The sequence below is a fragment of the Bradyrhizobium sp. BR2003 genome (genome assembly GCF_009720285.1).
In the GTDB taxonomy this organism is placed as follows: domain Bacteria; phylum Pseudomonadota; class Alphaproteobacteria; order Rhizobiales; family Xanthobacteraceae; genus Bradyrhizobium; species Bradyrhizobium elkanii.
The window spans coordinates 77,023-96,044 of sequence record NZ_SMYJ01000005.1 but is presented as its reverse complement, the minus strand read 5'-3'; the positions used below and the strand labels follow the sequence as shown (position 1 = coordinate 96,044).

Genomic DNA, 19,022 nt, shown 5'->3' with positions numbered 1-19,022 from the left:
ATCGAACCTGGAATCTCGTTCATTCCGGGTCTGGTGCTAGCGCACCATCCCGGAATGACGATGGTTAAACTTTGCCTTCACTTGCTACTCACATTAAGCCGGAATGCATTCTCGACAATGCGCAGGCCGACCTCGTTGCCGAGCGACATCAGCGATTCCGGATGGAATTGCACGCCGCCGACCGGCAAGGTCTTATGCTCGATCACCATCGCAACGCCGTCTTCGGTGGTCGCCGTCACCGCCAACACCTCGGGCACGCTGTCGCGCTCGACAAACAGCGAGTGGTAGCGGCCGATCACGATCTCATTGGGCAGGTTCCGCATCAGCCGGCCGCCGCGCACCTGGACGCGCGACGGACGGCCATGCGCGGGCTGACCAAGCTGGCCGAGCTGGCCGCCGAAATATTCGCCGATCGCCTGTACGCCGAGGCAGACGCCGAAGATCGGCAGCTGCTTCTCGAGCGCGGTATCGATGGTTTTCGCGATGCCGAAATCCTCCGGGCGACCCGGCCCGGGCGACAGCACCAGGAGATCCCAGCCCTTCTTCTTGAGCATGTCCTGGGCATGGATATGCCTGACCACGGTGACGTTGGCACCGACCTGGCGGAAGTAATCGGCCAGCATGTGCACGAAGCTGTCGTCGTGATCGATCAAGAGCACGTTCTTGCCGGAGCCGGTGGCGTCGGGCGCGAAATCCGACAGCGGCTTCGGCGGATCGCCGCGCAGCGCCTGGAACAGCGCTGCGGCCTTGACCTGGCACTCGCGATCCTCGGCGGCGGGATCTGAATCGAACAGGCAGGTCGCGCCGACGCGCACCTCGGCAAGCCCATCCTTCATGCGGATGGTGCGGATGGTCAGCCCGGTGTTGATGCTGCCGTCGAAATTGACGCAGCCGATCGCCCCGGCATACCAGCGCCGCGGCGACCGCTCGTGGTCCTCGACGAACTGCATCGCCCACAGTTTCGGCGCGCCGGTCACGGTGACCGCCCAGGCATGGGTCAGGAAGGCGTCGAGCGAATCGAAACCCGGCCGCAGCATGCCCTCGACGTGGTCGACGGTGTGGAACAGCTTTGAGTAGGTCTCGATCTGACGCCGCGCCAGCACCTTGATGGTGCCGGGCACGCAGACGCGCGCCTTGTCGTTGCGGTCGACATCGGTGCACATGTTGAGCTCGAACTCGTCCTTCTCCGAGTTCAGCAGCTTGCGGATCTGCTCGGCATCGCCGATCGAGTCCGAGCCGCGCGCGATGGTGCCCGAGATCGGGCAGGTCTCGACCCGGCGGCCGTCGGAGCGCACGAACATCTCCGGCGACGCGGAGACCAGGAATTCACCGTCGCCGAGATTCATCAGCGCGCCATAGGGCGACGGATTGATCCGGCAGAGCCGCTGGAACACTTCCGCCGGCGAGCGCTCGCAGGGCTCGGCGAACAGCTGTCCGGGTACCGCCTCGAACAGGTCGCCGCGGGCAAACGCCGCGCGCGCGACCTCGACGGTCGCCTGATATTCGCCGGGCGCGTGATCGGCATAGCCCTGCCGGCCGTTCCGTGCGTAGAGGCTCGGCGCGGTCTCCTGCGGCAGGCCGGCGGTGGATTTGCCCTTCCACGCGAACTCGTAACTGAGCGCGACGCCGCGGCCGGTGGCGCGGTCATAGGCCAAGAGACGGTCCGGCACGTAGAGCACGATGTCGCGCTGGTCGGCCTCGCGGGCGCGCTTCTGCACGAGGTCCTCGATCTGGAACACGAGGTCGTAGGCGAAGGCGCCGAACAGGCCGAGCAGCGGATCGGCATTGGAGGTGAACGCCGCCACCATGTCGCGCACCAGCGACATCACGCTGGCGCGGCGGGTGCGCTGGTCTTCCTCGACCGGCGCGGCGCCGCGGATGATATGGCCGGCGAGTCGCGTTGCGCTGCGCTCGGTGATCACGACGCAGGGCTCGCGCAGCACGTCGCCGAGGAAGGCGATCAGGACCTCGCCGCGCGGGTTCAGCGCCTGCAACGAGAAATTGGTACCTGACGTCTCCAGCACCAGCGGCGGATCGGCAAAGCCGAGGTCAAAGCTCTCGTAGCGGCCCGGTACTGTCGTGCCCGAGGACAGCACCACGCCGCGGCGGCGGTCCAGCAGCGCGATCAAATCGTCGAGGCGGTTGGCGCCGCCGGTGAACTGCTCGACCACGCGCGCGACCGCAAGGCCGCCATTGGTCAGATATTCGCTCTTGGCCGGCAGGGAGAAGACTGTCCTGTTCATGTGATCCTCTTACGAGACTTGCCGAGAGAGCGCCACACAGGACAAAGGAAGGTACCGTCGCACTGCGATGGCGACCTTCGACGTTTTTGCGAAATGAAAACGCACCGGCCACCTATGAGAAGGTGGACCACCAACGACGGGATGGACTGGCAACGGTGCTCATGGCCCGTTACTCACCACCCGGCGCGGGCCGTGTCAAGGGATGGCCTGACAGCCCTGCCCCAAGGCGGGACGCCCTTTCGGCGGCATTTTTCGGGGTTTGAAGGGGCGGGAATCCGCGTAGGATTTGCTGAAATGGCGGCCGGCTGGCCGCCCAAAAAACAGACAGATGGCGGAGGCGCAGATGGCGATTTTGGGTCTCGGATATGCCGGCTTCGGCTCCGACGCGCTCGACGACTGGCGGCAGTTCGGCACTGGCCTCGTCGGGCTGCAGGCGGTCGAGCGCGGCAATTCGCTGCTCGCGTTCCGGATGGACGACCGCAAGCAGCGCATCGTGATCGACCGCGCCCAGGGCGAAGGCACAAGGTTCTTCGGCTGGGAGGTGGCCGACAGTGCGGCCCTCGACGCGCTGGCGGCACGGCTGGAGCGCGCCGGCGTCGCGGTGACCGCGGAGCCGCAGGCGCTTGCAGATAGCAGGCGGGTGCGCGGCTTGATCTCGTTTCGGGATCCTGCCGGCAACCGTCTCGAGGCGTTTCACGATGCTGAGATCGACGACACGCCGTTCAGGCCAGGGCGCTCGATCTCCGGCTTCCGCACCGGGCCGCTCGGCCTTGGCCACGCCGTGCTGACGGTCGAGCACATCGCCCCGGTGATGAGCTTCTATGTCGACGTGCTCGGCTTCGGCCTGAGCGACTACATCGAAAAACCGTTCCGCGCCTATTTCTTCCACGTCAATGCCCGCCACCACTCACTGGCGCTGATCGAGACCGGCACGAACGGCATGCACCATCTGATGGTCGAGCTGTTCTCGCTCGACGATGTCGGCCAAGCCTATGACGTCGCGCAGCAGGAAGACCGCGTCAACGTCACGCTCGGCCGCCACACCAACGACCTGATGACGTCGTTTTACGCCAGGTCGCCGTCCGCCTTCATGGTCGAGTGCGGCTGGGGCGGCCGCGAGATCGATCCGGTGAACTGGACGCCGTTCGAGATGCATGACGGCCCGAGCCTGTGGGGCCATGAGCGGGTCTGGCTGTCGCCGGAGGACCGCGCCGTCGCGCGCGAGATGCGGATGCGCGCCGCCGCCGAGGGCAAGCGCGCACCGGTGCAGGTGATGGAAGGCAATTTCAAGCTGATGTCCGGGACCTGCCCGTGGTGGGACGGGGTGAAGGCGGAAAGTTAGATCTCGCCGTCTTGCCTGCGAAAGCAGGGACCCATAACCACAGGGTGCGGTTGTCTGACGAGATGACTGCCAGCATGGCCATTACCGCGGCCGCGGCGTATGGGTCCCTGCTTTCGCAGGGACGACATCTCGCTTGAGGACGCAACTACCCCAGATGCTTCTTGAAGAAGTCCGTGGCGCGGCCCCAGGCGAGTTCGGCGGCCTCGCGGTCGTGCACCGACTGGCGCTGCTCGTTGACGAAGGCGTGCTCGGCGTCATAGCGGAACAGCTCGAGCGACTTGCCGGCGGCCTTCATCGCCTTCTCGAAATTGCTGACGAGCTCCGGCGTGCACCAGTCGTCCTTGTTGGCGAAATGCGCCTGCAGCGGAATTTTGACGTCGGCGGGCTTGGCGGCCTGCTCCGGCGGGATGCCGTAGAATACGACGCCCGCGGTCAATTCCGGCACATGCACCGAACCGATGATGGTCACCGCGCCGCCGAGGCAGAAGCCGGTCAGGCCGACCTTGGCGCCGTTCTTGGCGAGATACTGCGCGGCGCCGCGCACCGTCTGCGTGGTGGCGTCCATGAAATCGAGCGAGTTCATCTCTTTGCCCGCGGCATCGGTGTCGTGATACGGCACCACCTTGCCCTTGTAGAGATCTGGCGCCAGCGCATCGAAGCCGGCCACCGCGAAGCGGTCGCACAGGCCCTTGATCTGGTCCGACAGACCCCACCATTCCTGAATCACGACCACGCCGGGCGCATTGCCGCGCGCCGCATTGGCGAGATAGCCCGACGCTTCCTTGCCGTCCGGACGCTTGAAGCTGATGCTGGTACCCATGAGTTCCTCCACAATGTTTGCCGGCTGATTGGCCGGCATCTTGTCCGCACTCGGCGGCCGACGCAATTGACGACACTGTCATTCCGGGTTCGATGCTACCGCGTCACCCCGGAATGACGGAGAGATTGCAAACAAAAAAGCCCCCGAAGGGGCTTTTTCAAACTCGCGATACCGCACCCGAGATCAGTGGGCGTTGGCCCAGACCTTGCGCTTGGTGAAGTACATCAGGAAGGCGAAGACGACCAGGAAGAAGAACACCTGCATGCCGATCCGCTTGCGCTCCTCCATGTGCGGCTCGGCGGCCCACATCAGGAAGGTGGTGACGTCATGCGCGTACTGCTTGACCGTCGCGGGCGAACCGTCGTCGAAGGTCACCTGACCGTCGGACAGCGGCTTCGGCATCTTGATGGCATGGCCGGGGAAGTACTTGTTGTAATACGAGCCCTCCGGGATCGTGACGCCCGCCGGAGCCTTGTCCTCGAAGCCCTGCAGGATGGCGTCGACGTAATCCGGTCCCTGCTCCTGGTACTGGGTGAAGAAGTCGATCGCGAACTGCGGGAAGCCGCGCTTGTAGGACCGCGCCTTGGTGATCAGCGAGAGATCGGGCGGCGCCGCGCCGCCATTGGCCGCGCGCGCGGCCTGCTCGTTCGGGAACGGCGACGGGAAGTAATCCGCCGGGCGGCCCGGACGCTCGAACATCTCGCCCTGGTCGTTCGGGCCGTCCTTGATCTTGTACTCGGACGCGAACGCCGCCGCCTGCGCCGGCGAATAGCCGGGGCCGCCGGGATCGGCGAGGTTGCGGAACGCGACATAGGACAGGCCGTGACAGGCCGCACAGACTTCCTTGTAGACCTTCAGGCCGCGCTGCAGCGAGCCACGGTCATAGGTGCCGAAAGGACCGGAGAACGACCATTTCTGGGCCGGCGGCGCGGTGCCGCCCTCCTCGGCCTTGGCGTTCTGGGTGCCACCGACGAGCAGGCTGCCGGCCACCACCATCGCGAGCATCACAGAGGCCGCGGTCGCGGCCCTGCCCTTGCTCTTCGCCAGCACGTCGTCGGCGATCGAGTTCGGCACCGGGCGCGGGGTCTCGATGCGGGCGAGCAGCGGCAGCACGATCAGGAAGTAGGCGAAGTAGCAGACCGTCAGGATGCGGCCGGCGATCACGTAGATGCCTTCCGGCGGCTGCGAGCCGAGGTAGCCGAGCAGGATGCAGACCACCACGAAGATCCAGAAGAACTGCTTGGCCAGCGGACGATACTTCGACGAACGGGTCCGTGCGCTGTCGAGCCAGGGCAGGAAGCACAGGATGATGATCGCCGAGAACATCGCCACGACGCCGGCGAGCTTGTTCGGGATCGAACGCAGGATCGCATAGAACGGCAGGTAGTACCATTCAGGCACGATGTGCGCCGGGGTCACGCCCGGGTTCGCCGGGATGTAGTTGTCGGCGTCGCCGAGATAGTTCGGCATGTAGAAGATGAACCAGGCGAAGAAGATCAGGAAGCAGGACACGCCGAACATGTCCTTGATCGTCGCGTACGGCGTGAACGGCACGGTGTCCTTCTCGGTCTTGGCCTCGACGCCGGCCGGGTTGTTCTGACCCGCGACGTGCAGCGCCCAGACATGCAGCACGACCACGCCGGCGATCACGAACGGCAGCAGATAGTGCAGCGAGAAGAAGCGGTTCAGCGTCGGGTTGCCGACCGAATAGCCGCCCCACAGCAGGGTCACGATGCTCTCGCCGAAATAGGGCACGGCCGAGAACAGGTTGGTGATGACGGTGGCGCCCCAGAAGCTCATCTGGCCCCACGGCAGCACGTAGCCCATGAAACCCGTCGCCATCATCAGGAGGTAGATGATGACGCCGAGGATCCACAGCACCTCACGCGGCTCCTTGTACGACCCGTAATAGAGGCCGCGGAACATGTGGATGTAGACGGCGAAGAAGAACATCGACGCGCCGCAGGCATGCATGTTGCGCAGCAGCCAGCCGTAATTGACGTCGCGGACGATCAGCTCGACCGACTTGAAGGCGAGGTCGGCGTGCGGCGTGTAGTGCATCGCCAGGATCACGCCGGTCAGGATCTGCAGCGCCAGCATCATCGACAGGATGGCGCCGAAGGTCCACCAGTAGTTCAGGTTGCGCGGCGTTGGATAGGCCACGAACGAGGAGTGGATCAGGCCGAAGATCGGAAGGCGCCGTTCGATCCACTTCAAGGCGGGGTTGCTCGGTTGGAAATCAGATGGTCCGCTCATTGATGCGATCCTGAAGAAGAAAAACGACGCGATGGGTCCAAGTGAAAGCCGAAATCCCGGAGGGGCCGGGACTTAGCCGATCTGGATTTTGGTGTCGGAAAGGAAGGCGTAGGGCGGCACCGCCAGGTTGGCGGGCGCCGGCCCCTGGCGGATACGACCGGAGGAGTCGTACTGCGAGCCATGGCAGGGGCAGAAGAAGCCGTCGTAATTGCCTTCATGGGCGATCGGGATGCAGCCGAGATGGGTGCAGATGCCGATCACAACCAGCCACTGGTCGTGGCCGGCCTTGACGCGGGCCGAGTCGGGCTGCGGATCGGGCAGGCTCGAGAGCGCCACGCTCTGGGCCTCCTGGATCTGCTTCTTGGTGCGATGGCTGATGTAGATCGGCTTGCCGCGCCAGAAGACCTTGATGTCCTGGCCCTCGGCGATCGGCGTCAGATCTACCTCGATCGGCGCGCCGGCCGCGATCGTCGCGGCATCCGGGTTCATCTGGGCAACCAGCGGCCAGACGGTAGCGGCTGCGCCGACCGCGGCGGCAGCTCCGGTTGCAACAAAGAGAAAATCACGGCGTGTCGGATGGTCCGCCGAAGACGCTGTCGTCACGATTCCTAGCCCTTTCTTTTCTGCAGCCGGTGGAACCGCCTCGGAGACGCAGGACGCGCCCCAAGAAAGGCTGCCGGCGCCCGCGGCCCCCGCGGCGGCAGAAAACCGCTATTCCCCACCCCAAATGGCGGAACAGCAGTCCAGAATCGTTCTATTGGCACCCTTGCCGGACGAGCGCAAGCCCGCTATCGGCTCGCACACGTGCAATGCACGAAATCCGCGCCGAGCGATGTTTTATTGAGACAATTTCATCCGGATTTCACAGGCCGCCCGCACCATGCAGATCGCGCTGTTCCAGCCCGACATCCCCCAGAATACAGGGACGATTCTGCGCCTCTGCGCCTGCCTGGACGTGTCGGCCCATATCATCGAACCGGCAGGATTCGACACCTCGGACCGGAATTTCCGCCGGGCGGGTATGGACTATCTCGACCATGTGCGGTTGAAGCGTCACGACTCATGGTCGAAATTCGAGGAATGGCGGGCCGAGGCCGGATGCCGGCTGGTGCTGTTCACGACCAGGGCGGCGAAATCCTATCTTGATTTCGCCTATACGGCCTCCGATGTCCTGCTGTTCGGGCGCGAGACGGCAGGGGTGACCGACGCGGTGGCGGCCGCCGCGGATGCGCGACTGGTGATTCCGATCCGGCCGACCATGCGTTCGCTCAATGTGGCCGTCACGGCGGCCATGGCCGTCGGCGAGGCGCTGCGGCAAACCGGTTCAGGAATTGCCGGTTCGGCAACTTAAGGGACTTTTTGGTGAGCTACGCGGTCAAGGAGATATTTCTCACCCTGCAGGGCGAAGGCGCCCATGCGGGCCGAGCCTCCGTGTTCTGCCGCTTCGCCGGCTGCAACCTCTGGAGCGGCCGCGAGCGGGACCGAGCCGGCGCGGTCTGCAAGTTCTGCGACACCGATTTCGTCAGCACCGACGGCACGCTGGGCGGCCGTTATGCGACCGCGGAAGAGCTTGCCGGCACCATTGCCGCGCAATGGACCGGAGGCGAGGCCGACCGCTACGTCGTCCTGACCGGCGGCGAGCCGCTGCTGCAGGTCGACGCGGCCCTGATCGAGGCCCTGCACGGCCACGGCTTTGCGATCGCGATCGAGACCAACGGCACCATCGCCCCGCCCGACGGGCTCGACTGGATCTGCGTCAGTCCCAAGGCCGCAGCCGAGCTCGTGGTGCGCAAGGGGCACGAGCTCAAACTGGTCTATCCGCAGGTGGAGAACGCACCGGAGGATTTCGCCGGCCTTGCCTTCGAGCGCTTCTCGCTGCAGCCGATGGACGGCCCCGATGTGATCGAGAATACCGAGCGGGCGATCGCCTATTGCCTGAAGCACCCGCAATGGCGCCTTAGCGTGCAGACGCACAAGACGCTCGGGATTAGATGAACTGACAGAATCGGATTGTTGAACGAGATGTGGGAATTGACGAAAGCGTTTCGGTTCGAGGCTGCGCATGCGCTGTCCGGAACGACATTTGGCACCGCCAGCGAGGAGATTCACGGCCACTCCTTTCGCGCCGAAGTCACCGTGCGCGGCACGCCCGACCCGAAAACCGGCATGGTGATCGATCTCGGCCTGCTCGAACGCGCGATGGCCGAGGTGCAGAAGACGCTCGACCACAAGTTCCTCAACAAGATCGAGGCGATCGGCGTCCCGACGCTGGAGAATCTGTCGCGCTTCATCTGGGAGCGGTTGCAACACGCAGGCAGGCTGACCCGCGTCAGCGTTCATCGCGACAGCTGCAACGAGAGCTGCACCTATTTCGGCCCGCAAGGTTAGTCATGCTGCCAACAGATCCCGCCATCATCGAGGACCGCAAGGCGCGTGCGCGCGGCTGGTTCGAGGCGCTGCGCAACGACATCTGCGCGGCCTTCGAGAAGCTCGAGGACGACGCCCCATCCACGCTCTATCCCGGCGCCGCCGGCCGGTTCGTGCGGACCCCCTGGGACCGCACCGACCACACCGGCAAGCCGGGCGGCGGCGGCGTGATGTCGATCATGAAGGGCCGGCTGTTCGAAAAGGTCGGCGTGCACTGCTCGACCGTGCACGGCGAGTTCGCCCCCGAATTCCGCGCGCAGATTCCGGGCGCCGCGGACGATCCACGATTTTGGGCGTCGGGCATTTCGCTGATCGCGCATCTGCGCAATCCGAACGTGCCCGCCGTGCACATGAACACCCGCTTCGTCGTCACCACCAAGGCCTGGTTCGGCGGCGGCGCCGACCTGACGCCGGTGCTGAACCGGCGGCGCACTCAGGACGACCCCGACACGGTCGCCTTCCACGCCGCGATGAAGGAGGCGTGCAGTGGGCCGAACGGCGTCGCCGACTACGACAAGTACAAGAAATGGTGCGACGACTATTTCTACCTGCCGCACCGCAAGGAAGCGCGCGGCATCGGCGGCATCTTCTATGACTGGCACGACAGCGGCGACTGGGAGGCCGATCTCGCCTTCACCCAGGACGTCGGGCGCGGCTTCCTGAAGATCTATCCCGACCTGGTGCGGCGCAATTTCGAGGCCGCCTGGAGCGCCGAGGATCGCGACGAGCAACTGGTCCGCCGCGGCCGCTATGTCGAATTCAACCTGCTCTATGATCGCGGCACCATCTTCGGCCTGAAGACCGGCGGCAATGTGGATTCGATCCTGTCGTCGCTGCCGCCGGAGGTGAAATGGCCGTGATGAACCTGCCGCGCGCGATGCTGATCGACATGGATGACACCATCCTGTCGGCCTATGGACGCCCCGAGATCGCCTGGAACACGATCACCACGGAGTTTGCCGCGGAGCTGGCTCCCCTGCCCCCGGATCAGGTCGCGACCGCGCTGTTGGCCTATGCACGGCAATTCTGGTCGACCGCCGAGCCGATCTGGCGGATCAGGCTCGGCGAGGCGCGGCGGCTGACCGTGAAGGGCGGCTTCGCTGCGCTCGCGGCGGCCGGTCACCGCGCGCTGCCCGACGAGCTCGCGGACCGCATCGCCGATCGCTTCACCGCCTATCGCGAGGAGGAGATGTTCGTCTTCCCCGGCGCGCATGAAGCGATCGATGCGTTCAAGGCGCTCGGCATCAAGCTCGCGCTGGTCACCAACGGCGCCGCCGACATGCAGCGCGCCAAGGTCGAGCGCTTCGCGCTCGGCCATCGCTTCGATCACATCCAGATCGAGGGCGAGCACGGCTTCGGCAAGCCGGAGGAGCGCGCCTACCTGCACGCGATGCAAGCGCTCGGCGTCACCGCATCCGACACCTGGATGATCGGCGACAATCTCGAGTGGGAGGTCGTGGCGCCGCAGCGGCTTGGCATCTATGCGATCTGGATGGACGTGCACGGTGTCGGGCTGCCGCCGGGATCGACCATCAAGCCCGACCGCATCATCCGCTCGCTGAGCGAATTGGTTCCTGCCGCGCGCAAATAGCGCATCGCGGCCGTTTTCCACGTCAATTCCATTGAAGCTGACGCCGGCCGTGATTTGGCTGTCATCACCGGTCGCTAGCCTGCCGTCCGCGTCATCCAGCGCGGAGGGAAAATCATGGAACTGAAACCAGGCGATGTCGTCATGCTGAAATCCGGCGGCCATCCGATTACGGTCGTCGAAATCGACGAGGACAAGGTCGCGTGCCTGTGGATGGGCACGGACGGCGATCTGTTTCGCGAAACCTTGCCGCTCGTCGCACTCGAATCGACCGAGCTCGATCCGGAGGACGATGAAGAGGAAGACGACGAAGACGACGAGGACGAAGACGACGACGGCGACCGCAAGAAGAAGCGCAAGGCGGCGTGAGATCCGTTGGCGCGATGCTGAGCGGCAGCTGCCGGCAGCATCGCCTCGATACAACAGTCGACCAATCGTCACCGTGCCGCCGCTGATCACGGCGGCATCGAGATGCCGGCTAGACTAAGAAAATTCAGAGAAAAATCAGAGCCGATGGTCGCGGGTGAAGCGGGAAACGGTCTGGTCGGCGATGCCGGACAACACCTGCGGATCCAGCGGGAAATCCGCGGCGAGCCAAGCATCCTCGGCCAGGGTCAGTACATGTCCCAGCGCCGGTCCCTCGGCAATCCCGCGCGCGACGAAATCCGACGCCCTCAAGGGAAAGTGAGGCGCGCGCCAGCGCTCTGGCAGCGTGGCGAGCGCGCGCCATTGATCGACATCCTGGCCCGCGCCGGTGCGCGCCCAGGCGAGCAGCAACCGGTCGCGATAGGGCTCCTCGTCGAGCCGGTAGAGCCTGCGCTTGGCATGCGCCTCGTCCATGCCGGGCAGGCGCCACCAGCGATGGCCCATCGAATCGAGCGCCTTGGCTTCGGCATTGGAGAGCCGCAGCCGGCTGGCGATGCGTCGCGCGTCCTCGGTCACGGCGACCGTCAGCGCGGCGAGCCTTCGGATCGCGCTCGGCGCGAGCTTCATCCGCCGCTCGATCTCGATCATCGCCGCGAACGGGCCGGTATAGGCGACGCCGCCGAACAGCGGCTGCAGCAAGCCGCCCTCACTCATCGCAACCACTGCACTCGCGGCGCCGTTCGCGACCACGAGCTTGAGCATCTCCATGCGAATCCGCTCGGCCGAGAGGCCGGCCAATCCGGCGCGCCCACTGACGCAGGCGAGATAGCCGGCGCGATCGACCTCGCCCACGCCATAGGCAGCATGGAAACGGAAGAAGCGCAGGATGCGCAGATAGTCCTCGGCAATCCGCTGCGCGGGATCGCCGATGAAGCGCACGCGCCTCGCCTCGATGTCGGCGAGGCCGCCGACGTGATCGTGCACGATGCCCGAGGCATCGACCGACAGGCCGTTGATGGTGAAGTCGCGCCGCTCGGCGTCGCGCACCCAGTCGCGACCGAACGCCACCCTGGCCTTGCGGCCATAGGTCTCGGCATCCTCGCGCAGCGTCGTCACCTCGAAGGGCTGGCTGTCGACGACCAGGGTCACCGTGCCGTGCTCGATGCCGGTCGGCACACTCTTGATGCCCGCCCGCTTGGCGCGGCGGATCACCTCCTCCGGCAACGCCGTGGTGGCGATATCGATGTCGGCGAGCGGAATCTGCATCAAGGCGTTGCGCACGGCCCCGCCGACCACCCGCGCTTCCTCGCCGTCGGCATTGAGCAGGCCGAGCACGTGCGCCGCGGGCCCCGAAGCGAGCCATGGCGCGTCGGACAACAGGCGCACCTCGCTCATTTCTCAACTCCCGGCACCAGCCTGCCGTTTTCGATATGGGCGGGAACGTAGGTCGAGTTCGGCGGCGCGCCGGTCAATTCGGCCAGCAGCACGAAGCTCACGATGACCATCACCAGCGCCACCAGCGTCAGCTTCGCCAGCATGTCGAGCGGCCATGACGCCGGCAGCGTCACGCCGGACCGCGTCGCGATGAGGAAGATGGCATAGACCGCGAACGGGACCAGAAAGATTCCGATCTCGGTCAATACCGTGCGGATCATGACAGATAGATCCGCTCATACAACACGCGCAGGATGCCCGCGGTCGCGCCCCAGATGTAGCGCTCTGCGAACGGCATCGCGTAATAGGACCGGTCCATGCCTCGGAATTCCTTGGTGTGGATCAGATGATTCTCCGGATTCATCAGGAAAGCGAGCGGCACCTCGAACGCATCGACCACCTCCGCCTCGTTGATCGCAAGCGTGAATCCCGGCTTCACCTTGGCGACCGTCGGCAGGATGCGGAAGCCGAACGCGGTACCATAAAGGTCGAGATAGCCGACCGGGTCGATGAATTCCCGCTTCAGCCCGACTTCCTCGCAGGCCTCGCGTAGCGCGGCATCGAGCGGCGATGCGTCGGTGGCGTCGATCTTGCCGCCGGGAAACGAAATCTGGCCGGCATGGCTCGACAGATTGGGCGAGCGCTGCGTCAACAGCACGGTCGGCTCGGGGTGATCGACCACCGGGATCAGCACCGCGGCCGGCCGCACCGGCTGCTCCTGCGCCACGATCTCGAGCATGCGGTCGTTGCCGGAGTCTCCGGTGCGCGGAATGATATTCGGATCGACCAGGCCCGGCGGCACATCGAAAGTGAGCCGCGTGCTGGCCCGCGCGAAGAATTCCGTCGAGCTGATCGCCGCCGGCTCCACCTTCAGCAACGGCTCGTTCAAAGTGCGTCCCTCACCTGACTGGCATCGGCCATCGCGAAGAACTCGCCGCCGGACTCGATGCCGAACATCTCTTGACCATCGACCATCCGCTGCTCGCCCATGTCAACCAGATCGTAATAGAGCGCGCGGGTGACCTTGGCCCACAAATCGGCTCGGACATGCAGATAGGGCGTCAATCCGCCGTCCTCGGCCGCCTCGAATCTGAGGCCATGGCCTTTCTCGCAATCGACCCAATCGTCGACATTGGTGCGGAACCTGAGCAGCCGGCCGCGCGCGTCTTCCCCGGTCTGCATTTCCACGGCAAGGAACGGCGCGTCGTCGACGCGGATGCCGACCTTCTCCACCGGTGTCACGAGAAAGTGCTTGCCGTCCTCGCGCTTCAGGATCGTGGAGAACAGCCGCACCAGTGCAGGGCGGCCGATCGGCGTTCCCATGTAGAACCAGGTGCCGTCAGGCGCGATTCGCATGTCGAGATCGCCGCAGAATGGCGGATTCCACAGGTGGACCGGCGGCAGGCCCTTGCGTCCGGCCGGCCCCGATGTCGCAGCTTGATTTGCGGCCGTGGTGAGCCCTTCGAGACCCTTGCTCCCGAGGCCCGTAGTTTCCCTGCCGGAATCGCTCTGCCCTTGCTTCGCCATTGTTTGCCTTAAAGTTTCCTACCTTCAATCTGGCACGTTTGGTGCACATATCCTGAGATGTGGTCGGGATGTCATTCTCGCCACATCGTGATGCCGTTCATACCCTGAAACACCGATAAGGTGGGGATAGTTTAATTCAACGAATACATGGCCTTCGCTCAGGTTTAGCATGAGGGCCAAGATGACGACAGATGACGGCGCGTCAATGTGCGCGCATCGTCGAGAAGGAGCGGATCGAATGGCTGGTGCAGACAGCGTCGAGAAACTGGAGGATGTGATCGTCCGTTCGGCCGAGCAGGTCGCGGGCCAGATCAAGGCCGCCAAGGAAGCGGTCTCCGCCGTCATCTTCGGCCAGGACCAGGTGATCGAAAACACCCTGGTGACGATCCTGTCCGGCGGCCATGCGCTGTTGATCGGCGTGCCCGGCCTCGCCAAGACCAAGCTGGTCGAGACCCTCGGCGTCACGCTCGGCCTCGATGCCAAGCGCATTCAGTTCACCCCGGACCTGATGCCTTCGGATATTCTCGGCGCCGAAGTGCTCGACGAGAGCTCGGCCGGTAAGCGTTCGTTTCGCTTCATCGCAGGTCCGGTGTTCGCGCAGCTGTTGATGGCCGACGAAATCAACCGCGCCAGCCCGCGCACCCAGTCGGCGCTGCTGCAGGCCATGCAGGAGCAGCACATCACCATTGCCGGCGCGCGGCATGATTTGCCAAAACCGTTCCACGTGCTCGCAACCCAGAACCCGCTCGAGCAGGAAGGCACCTATCCGCTGCCCGAAGCGCAGCTCGACCGCTTCCTGATGGAAATCGACGTCGACTATCCCGATCGCGACGCCGAGCGGCGCATCCTGTTCGAAACCACCGGCGCCGAAGAGGCAGCGGCCAAGCCGTCGATGGACGCCGAGACGCTGCTCACCGCGCAACGTCTGGTGCGGCGCCTGCCGGTCGGCGATTCCGTAGTCGAGGCGATCCTGACGCTGGTCCGCGCCGCGCGTCCCGGCACCGAGGGCGGCGAGGCCGGCAAGCTGATCGCATGGGGACCGGGTCCGCGCGCCAGCCAGGCCTTGATGCTCGCGGTGCGCGCCCGTGCATTGCTCGACGGGAGACTCGCGCCGTCGATCGACGACGTGCTCGATCTCGCCGAGCCCGTGCTCAAGCACCGCATGGCGCTGACCTTCTCGGCGCGCGCCGAGGGCCGCACCATTCCCGACGTGATCAAGCAATTGAAGACCCGGATCGGTTGATGGCCGCAGACAACAGGCACCAGAACGAGGAGATCCTTGCGGTTCGACGTGCCGATGGCGAAAGCCGAACGCTCGCCGCATCGCTGCCACGTCTGGTGCTTGAGGCCCGCCGTGTCGCCGCCAACGTCATCCATGGCCTGCACGGCCGTCGCCGCGCCGGCTCGGGCGAGAATTTCTGGCAATACCGCCGCTTCGTCTCCGGCGAGCCGTCGCAGCGCGTCGACTGGCGCCGCTCGGCACGCGACGACCATCTCTATGTCCGCGAGCAGGAGTGGGAAGCCGCGCACACGGTGTGGATCTGGCCCGACCGCTCGCCCTCGATGGCCTTTGCCTCGCGCGAGGCGCGCGACAGCAAGCTGGAGCGCGGCCTGATCGTGGCCTTCGCGCTCGCCGAGTTGCTCGTTGCGGGCGGAGAACGCGTCGGCATTCCCGGCCTGATGAACCCGACCGCAAGCCTCAACGTGATCGACAAGATGGCCGAAGCGATGTTGCACGACGAGAAGACGCGCGCGAGCCTGCCGCCGTCCTTCGTGCCGTCGTCGCTGGCCGAAGTCGTCGTGTTGTCGGATTTCTGGTCGCCGATCACAGAGATCACGACGATGCTCGCCGGGCTTTCCTCCTCCGGCGCGCACGGCACCATGATCCAGGTCGTCGATCCCGCCGAAGAGACCTTCCCCTATTCGGGCCGTGTGGAGTTCGTCGAGCCGGAGGCCGGCGGCGTCATCACCGCGGGCCGCGCCGAGAGCTGGGCGAGCGATTATGTCGCCCGGGTCGCGCTGCATCGCGACCAGATCCGCAATGAGACCAACCGGCTCGACTGGCTGTTCTCGACCCACACCACCAGCCGCTCCGCTGCCGAGCTGCTGTTGTTCCTGCATGCCGGCATGATGGTGAGCAAGGGCGGCGGCCGCTCAACAGTCAAGGCGGGACGCAGCGCATGATCGCAGGCCTCCCCCTCTCCTTTGCCGAACCGCTGCTGCTGCTGGGGCTGGTCAGCCTGCCGGTGCTGTGGTGGCTGTTGCGCGTGATGCCGCCGCGGCCGCGCCGGATCGAATTCCCGCCGACGCGGCTATTGTTCGACATCGCGCCGAAGGAGGAGACGCCGTCGCGCACGCCGTGGTGGCTGACGCTGCTGCGGCTCGCCGCCGCCGCGCTCGTCATCGTCGCCGCCGCCGGCCCGATCTGGAATCCGCAGACCGGCGTCGCCGCCGGTAAATTGCCGCTGGTGATCCTGCTCGACGACGGCTGGAGCGCGGCCTCGAGCTGGGACGCGCGGATCAGGGCCGCGGACGAACTGATCGCCAACGCCGACAGCGACCGCCGCGGCGTCGCGCTGGTGCCGCTGTCCGAGCCCGCGCGTGACATCACGCTGATGCCGGCCGGCGCCGCGCGCGTCGCGCTGCGCCAGCTCGTGCCAAAGCCCTACTCGGTCGATCGGGTTGAAACCCTCGGCGCGCTTGGACGTTTCCTCAAGTCGACCGGCGACTGCGACATCGCCTGGCTGTCCGACGGCGTCGACACCGGCCGCGGCAGCGAATTCACCGAGGGGCTCGGCAAGGTGATCGAGAGCCGCAATCTGACGATCTATGCGGGCGGAGCGCAGTCGGCGCAGGCGCTGGTCGCGGCCGAGAACGCCGCCGCCAAGATGACGGTGAAGGTGCTGCGCACCGAGAGCGGCATCGCGGCGGGAACGGTGCGCGGGGTCGACGCCAAGGGCTCGCCGATCGGCGAGGCCCGCTACACATTCGGCCCGCAGGAGCGCGAGACCGAAGCCGCCTTCGATCTTCCGGTCGAGTTGCGCAACGACATCGCACGGCTCGAAATCTCCGGCGAGCATTCGGCCGGCGCCGTGCAGCTGCTCGACCGGCGCTGGCGCCGCCGCGCCATCGGCGTGGTCTCGGGCGCGAGCAACGACACCGCGCAGCCGCTGCTGGCGTCGACCTTCTATCTCTCCCGCGCACTGTCGCCATTCGCCGATGTCAGGCTCGGCGACCGCGGCGCGCCGCAGCAGGTGATCGGGCAATTCCTCGACCAGCGGCTGCCGATGATCGTGATGGCCGATGTCGGCACGCTGTCGCCGGAGATCCGCGACCGGCTCAATGCCTGGATCGAGCAAGGCGGCGTGCTGGTGCGCTTCGCCGGTCCGCGCCTCGCCCAGGCCGATGACGACCTCGTTCCCGTCAAGCTGCGCCGCGGCGGACGCACGCTCGGCGGCAGCCTGACCTGGGAGAAGCCGCAGCACATGGCCTCGTTCTCCGCCGACGGCCCGTTCGCCGGCCTCACCGTGCCGAGGGACATCACCGTCAACCGCCAGGTGCTGGCCGAGCCCGACGCCGTACTCCCGACCAAGAGCTGGGCCTCGCTGGAGGACGGCACGCCGCTCGTCACTGGCGAGCGTCGTGGCAAGGGCGTGGTCAGCCTGTTCCATGTCGGCGCCGACATGCGCTGGTCGGATCTGCCGATGTCCGGCACCTTCGTCGAGATGCTGCGCCGGCTGATCGACATGTCCGGCTATACCTCGAAGCCCGGCCCCGGCGTCGCCAGCGATCCCAACGCCGAGACGGTTGCGCCGCTGCGCACGCTCGACGGCTTCGGCGTCTTCGGCCCGCCGCCCTCGAGCGCCAAGCCGATGTCGGCAGACTATCGCGATCGCGGCACGGCCGACCATCCGCCCGGCTTCTACGGCACGGCCGAGAGCCCGATCGCGGTCAACACGCTCGCCTCCGCCGATCGCATCGCGCCGCTCGACACCTCGGCCCTGCGCGCGACGCGTGCGAGCTACACCAACGCCGAGCCGCGCGACCTGCGCGGCATCATGCTGTCGACGGCGCTGGCGCTGTTCCTGCTCGATGCGATCGTGGTCGCCATGCTCGGCGGCGGCCTCGCCGCGCTGATCCGGCGGCGCGCGGCACCGGCCGTGCTCGCCTTCGCCTTGATACTCGTGACGTTCGCACCGTCGTCGACACGGGCGGAGAGCAGCGACGACTTCGCCATCAAGGCGGTGTCGCAGACGCGGCTGGCCTATGTCGTCACCGGCAATGCCGACGTCGATTCCATCGTCAAGGCGGGGATGTCCGGACTGACGCTGTTCCTCGGACAGCGCACCGCGCTGGAGGCCGGCGATCCCGTCGGCATCGATCCCGCGCGCGACGAGCTGGCGTTCTTCCCCCTGATATACTGGCCGATCGTGCCGGGCGCGCCGAAACCGCCGCAGGACGCCATCAACAAGATCGACGCCTACATGAAGCAGGGCGGCACCGTCATCTTCGATACCCGTGACGCCGTCGAAGCGCCGCCGGGTGACAACGGCTCATCGCAGACGCCCGGCATGCAGACGCTGCGCGAATTGTTGTCGACCCTCGACGTGCCCGAGCTCGAGCCGGTGCCGCGCGAGCACGTGCTGACCAAGACGTTCTATTTGCTGCGCGACTTCCCCGGCCGCTTCAATTCCGGCCAGACCTGGGTCGAGGCCCTGCCGCGCGAGGACGACGACGAGGCTGCGCAGCGCCCGGCGCGCGGCGGCGACGGCGTCTCGCCGATCATCATCACGTCGAACGACCTCGCCGGAGCCTGGGCGATCCGCCCCGACGGCCAGCCGATGCTGCCGCTGACACCGGGCGAGCCGCGCCAGCGCGAATTCGCCTTCCGCGCCGGCGTCAACATCGTGATGTACACGCTGACCGGCAACTACAAGGCCGATCAGGTGCACGCGCCTGCCTTGATCGAGCGGCTGGGACAGTAGAGATGCGAGTGATTCAGCTGCCAACACCGTCATT

The 19,022-nt window shown here is 66.0% G+C and carries 18 protein-coding genes; 10 read left to right on the top strand and 8 right to left on the bottom strand.

What is annotated here, in order from left to right:
• Positions 1-77: 77 nt before the first annotated feature.
• Positions 78-2,243, bottom strand: coding sequence for an anthranilate synthase component I (locus E2I15_RS01265; RefSeq protein ID WP_137478168.1), 2,166 nt, complete (start codon positions 2,241-2,243; stop codon positions 78-80).
• Positions 2,244-2,586: 343 nt separating this feature from the next.
• Here E2I15_RS01265 and E2I15_RS01260 point away from each other — a divergent pair, with 343 nt between their 5' ends.
• Complete coding sequence (locus tag E2I15_RS01260) at positions 2,587-3,585, top strand: VOC family protein (RefSeq protein WP_246667998.1); 999 nt, start codon at positions 2,587-2,589, stop codon at positions 3,583-3,585.
• 145 nt (positions 3,586-3,730) lie between these two features.
• Here the strand turns inward: E2I15_RS01260 and E2I15_RS01255 are convergent, their stop codons facing one another.
• The 3 genes from E2I15_RS01255 to petA all read right to left on the bottom strand — a co-directional run bounded on the left by E2I15_RS01255 (position 3,731) and on the right by petA (position 7,264).
• Positions 3,731-4,405: a dienelactone hydrolase family protein gene (locus E2I15_RS01255; protein ID WP_137478170.1), complete on the bottom strand. Its 675-nt coding sequence runs from the start codon at positions 4,403-4,405 to the stop codon at positions 3,731-3,733.
• 183 nt (positions 4,406-4,588) lie between these two features.
• A complete protein-coding gene (locus E2I15_RS01250) occupies positions 4,589-6,661 on the bottom strand; it encodes a cytochrome c1 (protein ID WP_137478171.1) in 2,073 nt (690 codons plus the stop codon).
• A 72-nt stretch (positions 6,662-6,733) separates the two neighbouring features.
• A complete protein-coding gene (gene petA, locus E2I15_RS01245) occupies positions 6,734-7,264 on the bottom strand; it encodes a ubiquinol-cytochrome c reductase iron-sulfur subunit (RefSeq protein ID WP_016839713.1) in 531 nt (176 codons plus the stop codon).
• Between the two features lie 277 nt (positions 7,265-7,541).
• Between petA and E2I15_RS01240 the strand changes: the two genes are divergently transcribed.
• The 6 genes from E2I15_RS01240 (at position 7,542) to E2I15_RS01215 (ending at position 11,045) form a co-directional block, all read left to right on the top strand.
• On the top strand, positions 7,542-8,012 hold the full coding sequence (locus E2I15_RS01240) for a tRNA (cytidine(34)-2'-O)-methyltransferase (RefSeq protein WP_137478172.1): 471 nt from the start codon (positions 7,542-7,544) through the stop codon (positions 8,010-8,012).
• An 11-nt stretch (positions 8,013-8,023) separates the two neighbouring features.
• Positions 8,024-8,656 (top strand): 7-carboxy-7-deazaguanine synthase, encoded by a 633-nt coding sequence (queE, locus tag E2I15_RS01235; protein ID WP_137478173.1) that lies wholly within the window; start codon positions 8,024-8,026, stop codon positions 8,654-8,656.
• Positions 8,657-8,683: 27 nt separating this feature from the next.
• Positions 8,684-9,049 (top strand): 6-pyruvoyl trahydropterin synthase family protein, encoded by a 366-nt coding sequence (locus E2I15_RS01230; protein WP_016839716.1) that lies wholly within the window; start codon positions 8,684-8,686, stop codon positions 9,047-9,049.
• A 2-nt stretch (positions 9,050-9,051) separates the two neighbouring features.
• Positions 9,052-9,948 (top strand): oxygen-dependent coproporphyrinogen oxidase, encoded by an 897-nt coding sequence (gene hemF / locus E2I15_RS01225; protein WP_155262161.1) that lies wholly within the window; start codon positions 9,052-9,054, stop codon positions 9,946-9,948.
• The gene (locus E2I15_RS01220; RefSeq protein WP_016839718.1) at positions 9,939-10,679 is read left to right on the top strand and encodes an HAD family hydrolase; all 741 of its coding nucleotides are present in this window, start codon (positions 9,939-9,941) and stop codon (positions 10,677-10,679) included. The genes hemF and E2I15_RS01220 overlap by 10 nt, the downstream gene beginning before the upstream one ends.
• 114 nt (positions 10,680-10,793) lie before the next feature.
• Entirely contained in the window at positions 10,794-11,045 is a 252-nt protein-coding gene (locus E2I15_RS01215) for a YodC family protein (RefSeq protein ID WP_170991460.1), read from the top strand.
• A gap of 135 nt (positions 11,046-11,180) precedes the next feature.
• Here the strand turns inward: E2I15_RS01215 and E2I15_RS01210 are convergent, their stop codons facing one another.
• The 4 genes from E2I15_RS01210 to E2I15_RS01195 are packed head-to-tail and all read right to left on the bottom strand — an operon-like array spanning position 11,181 to position 14,003.
• Entirely contained in the window at positions 11,181-12,437 is a 1,257-nt protein-coding gene (locus E2I15_RS01210) for a CCA tRNA nucleotidyltransferase (protein WP_137478175.1), read from the bottom strand.
• Positions 12,434-12,697: a DUF6111 family protein gene (locus E2I15_RS01205; protein ID WP_016839724.1), complete on the bottom strand. Its 264-nt coding sequence runs from the start codon at positions 12,695-12,697 to the stop codon at positions 12,434-12,436. Before E2I15_RS01205 ends, E2I15_RS01210 begins: the two co-directional genes overlap by 4 nt.
• Positions 12,694-13,329, bottom strand: coding sequence for a CoA pyrophosphatase (locus E2I15_RS01200; RefSeq protein ID WP_422109825.1), 636 nt, complete (start codon positions 13,327-13,329; stop codon positions 12,694-12,696). Before E2I15_RS01200 ends, E2I15_RS01205 begins: the two co-directional genes overlap by 4 nt.
• 32 nt (positions 13,330-13,361) lie before the next feature.
• Complete coding sequence (locus tag E2I15_RS01195; protein WP_016839726.1) at positions 13,362-14,003, bottom strand: DUF1285 domain-containing protein; 642 nt, start codon at positions 14,001-14,003, stop codon at positions 13,362-13,364.
• A gap of 238 nt (positions 14,004-14,241) precedes the next feature.
• Between E2I15_RS01195 and E2I15_RS01190 the strand changes: the two genes are divergently transcribed.
• Genes E2I15_RS01190 through E2I15_RS01180 form a run of 3 tightly spaced genes read left to right on the top strand, consistent with a single transcriptional unit; the run spans position 14,242 to position 18,988 of the window.
• A complete protein-coding gene (locus tag E2I15_RS01190; protein WP_137478177.1) occupies positions 14,242-15,246 on the top strand; it encodes an AAA family ATPase in 1,005 nt (334 codons plus the stop codon).
• Positions 15,246-16,187, top strand: coding sequence for a DUF58 domain-containing protein (locus E2I15_RS01185; RefSeq protein WP_137478178.1), 942 nt, complete (start codon positions 15,246-15,248; stop codon positions 16,185-16,187). The genes E2I15_RS01190 and E2I15_RS01185 overlap by 1 nt, the downstream gene beginning before the upstream one ends.
• On the top strand, positions 16,187-18,988 hold the full coding sequence (locus E2I15_RS01180; protein ID WP_137478252.1) for a DUF4159 domain-containing protein: 2,802 nt from the start codon (positions 16,187-16,189) through the stop codon (positions 18,986-18,988). The genes E2I15_RS01185 and E2I15_RS01180 overlap by 1 nt, the downstream gene beginning before the upstream one ends.
• Positions 18,989-19,022: the final 34 nt, after the last annotated feature.

Coding starts and splice junctions, on each gene's coding strand:
- E2I15_RS01265 (WP_137478168.1), bottom strand. CDS start 2,243: ATGAACAGGACAGTCTTCTCCCTGCCGGCCAAGAGCGAATATCTGACC.
- E2I15_RS01260 (WP_246667998.1), top strand. CDS start 2,587: ATGGCGATTTTGGGTCTCGGATATGCCGGCTTCGGCTCCGACGCGCTC.
- E2I15_RS01255 (WP_137478170.1), bottom strand. CDS start 4,405: ATGGGTACCAGCATCAGCTTCAAGCGTCCGGACGGCAAGGAAGCGTCG.
- E2I15_RS01250 (WP_137478171.1), bottom strand. CDS start 6,661: ATGAGCGGACCATCTGATTTCCAACCGAGCAACCCCGCCTTGAAGTGG.
- E2I15_RS01240 (WP_137478172.1), top strand. CDS start 7,542: ATGCAGATCGCGCTGTTCCAGCCCGACATCCCCCAGAATACAGGGACG.
- E2I15_RS01230 (WP_016839716.1), top strand. CDS start 8,684: ATGTGGGAATTGACGAAAGCGTTTCGGTTCGAGGCTGCGCATGCGCTG.
- hemF (WP_155262161.1), top strand. CDS start 9,052: ATGCTGCCAACAGATCCCGCCATCATCGAGGACCGCAAGGCGCGTGCG.
- E2I15_RS01220 (WP_016839718.1), top strand. CDS start 9,939: ATGGCCGTGATGAACCTGCCGCGCGCGATGCTGATCGACATGGATGAC.
- E2I15_RS01215 (WP_170991460.1), top strand. CDS start 10,794: ATGGAACTGAAACCAGGCGATGTCGTCATGCTGAAATCCGGCGGCCAT.
- E2I15_RS01210 (WP_137478175.1), bottom strand. CDS start 12,437: ATGAGCGAGGTGCGCCTGTTGTCCGACGCGCCATGGCTCGCTTCGGGG.
- E2I15_RS01205 (WP_016839724.1), bottom strand. CDS start 12,697: ATGATCCGCACGGTATTGACCGAGATCGGAATCTTTCTGGTCCCGTTC.
- E2I15_RS01195 (WP_016839726.1), bottom strand. CDS start 14,003: ATGGCGAAGCAAGGGCAGAGCGATTCCGGCAGGGAAACTACGGGCCTC.
- E2I15_RS01190 (WP_137478177.1), top strand. CDS start 14,242: ATGGCTGGTGCAGACAGCGTCGAGAAACTGGAGGATGTGATCGTCCGT.
- E2I15_RS01185 (WP_137478178.1), top strand. CDS start 15,246: ATGGCCGCAGACAACAGGCACCAGAACGAGGAGATCCTTGCGGTTCGA.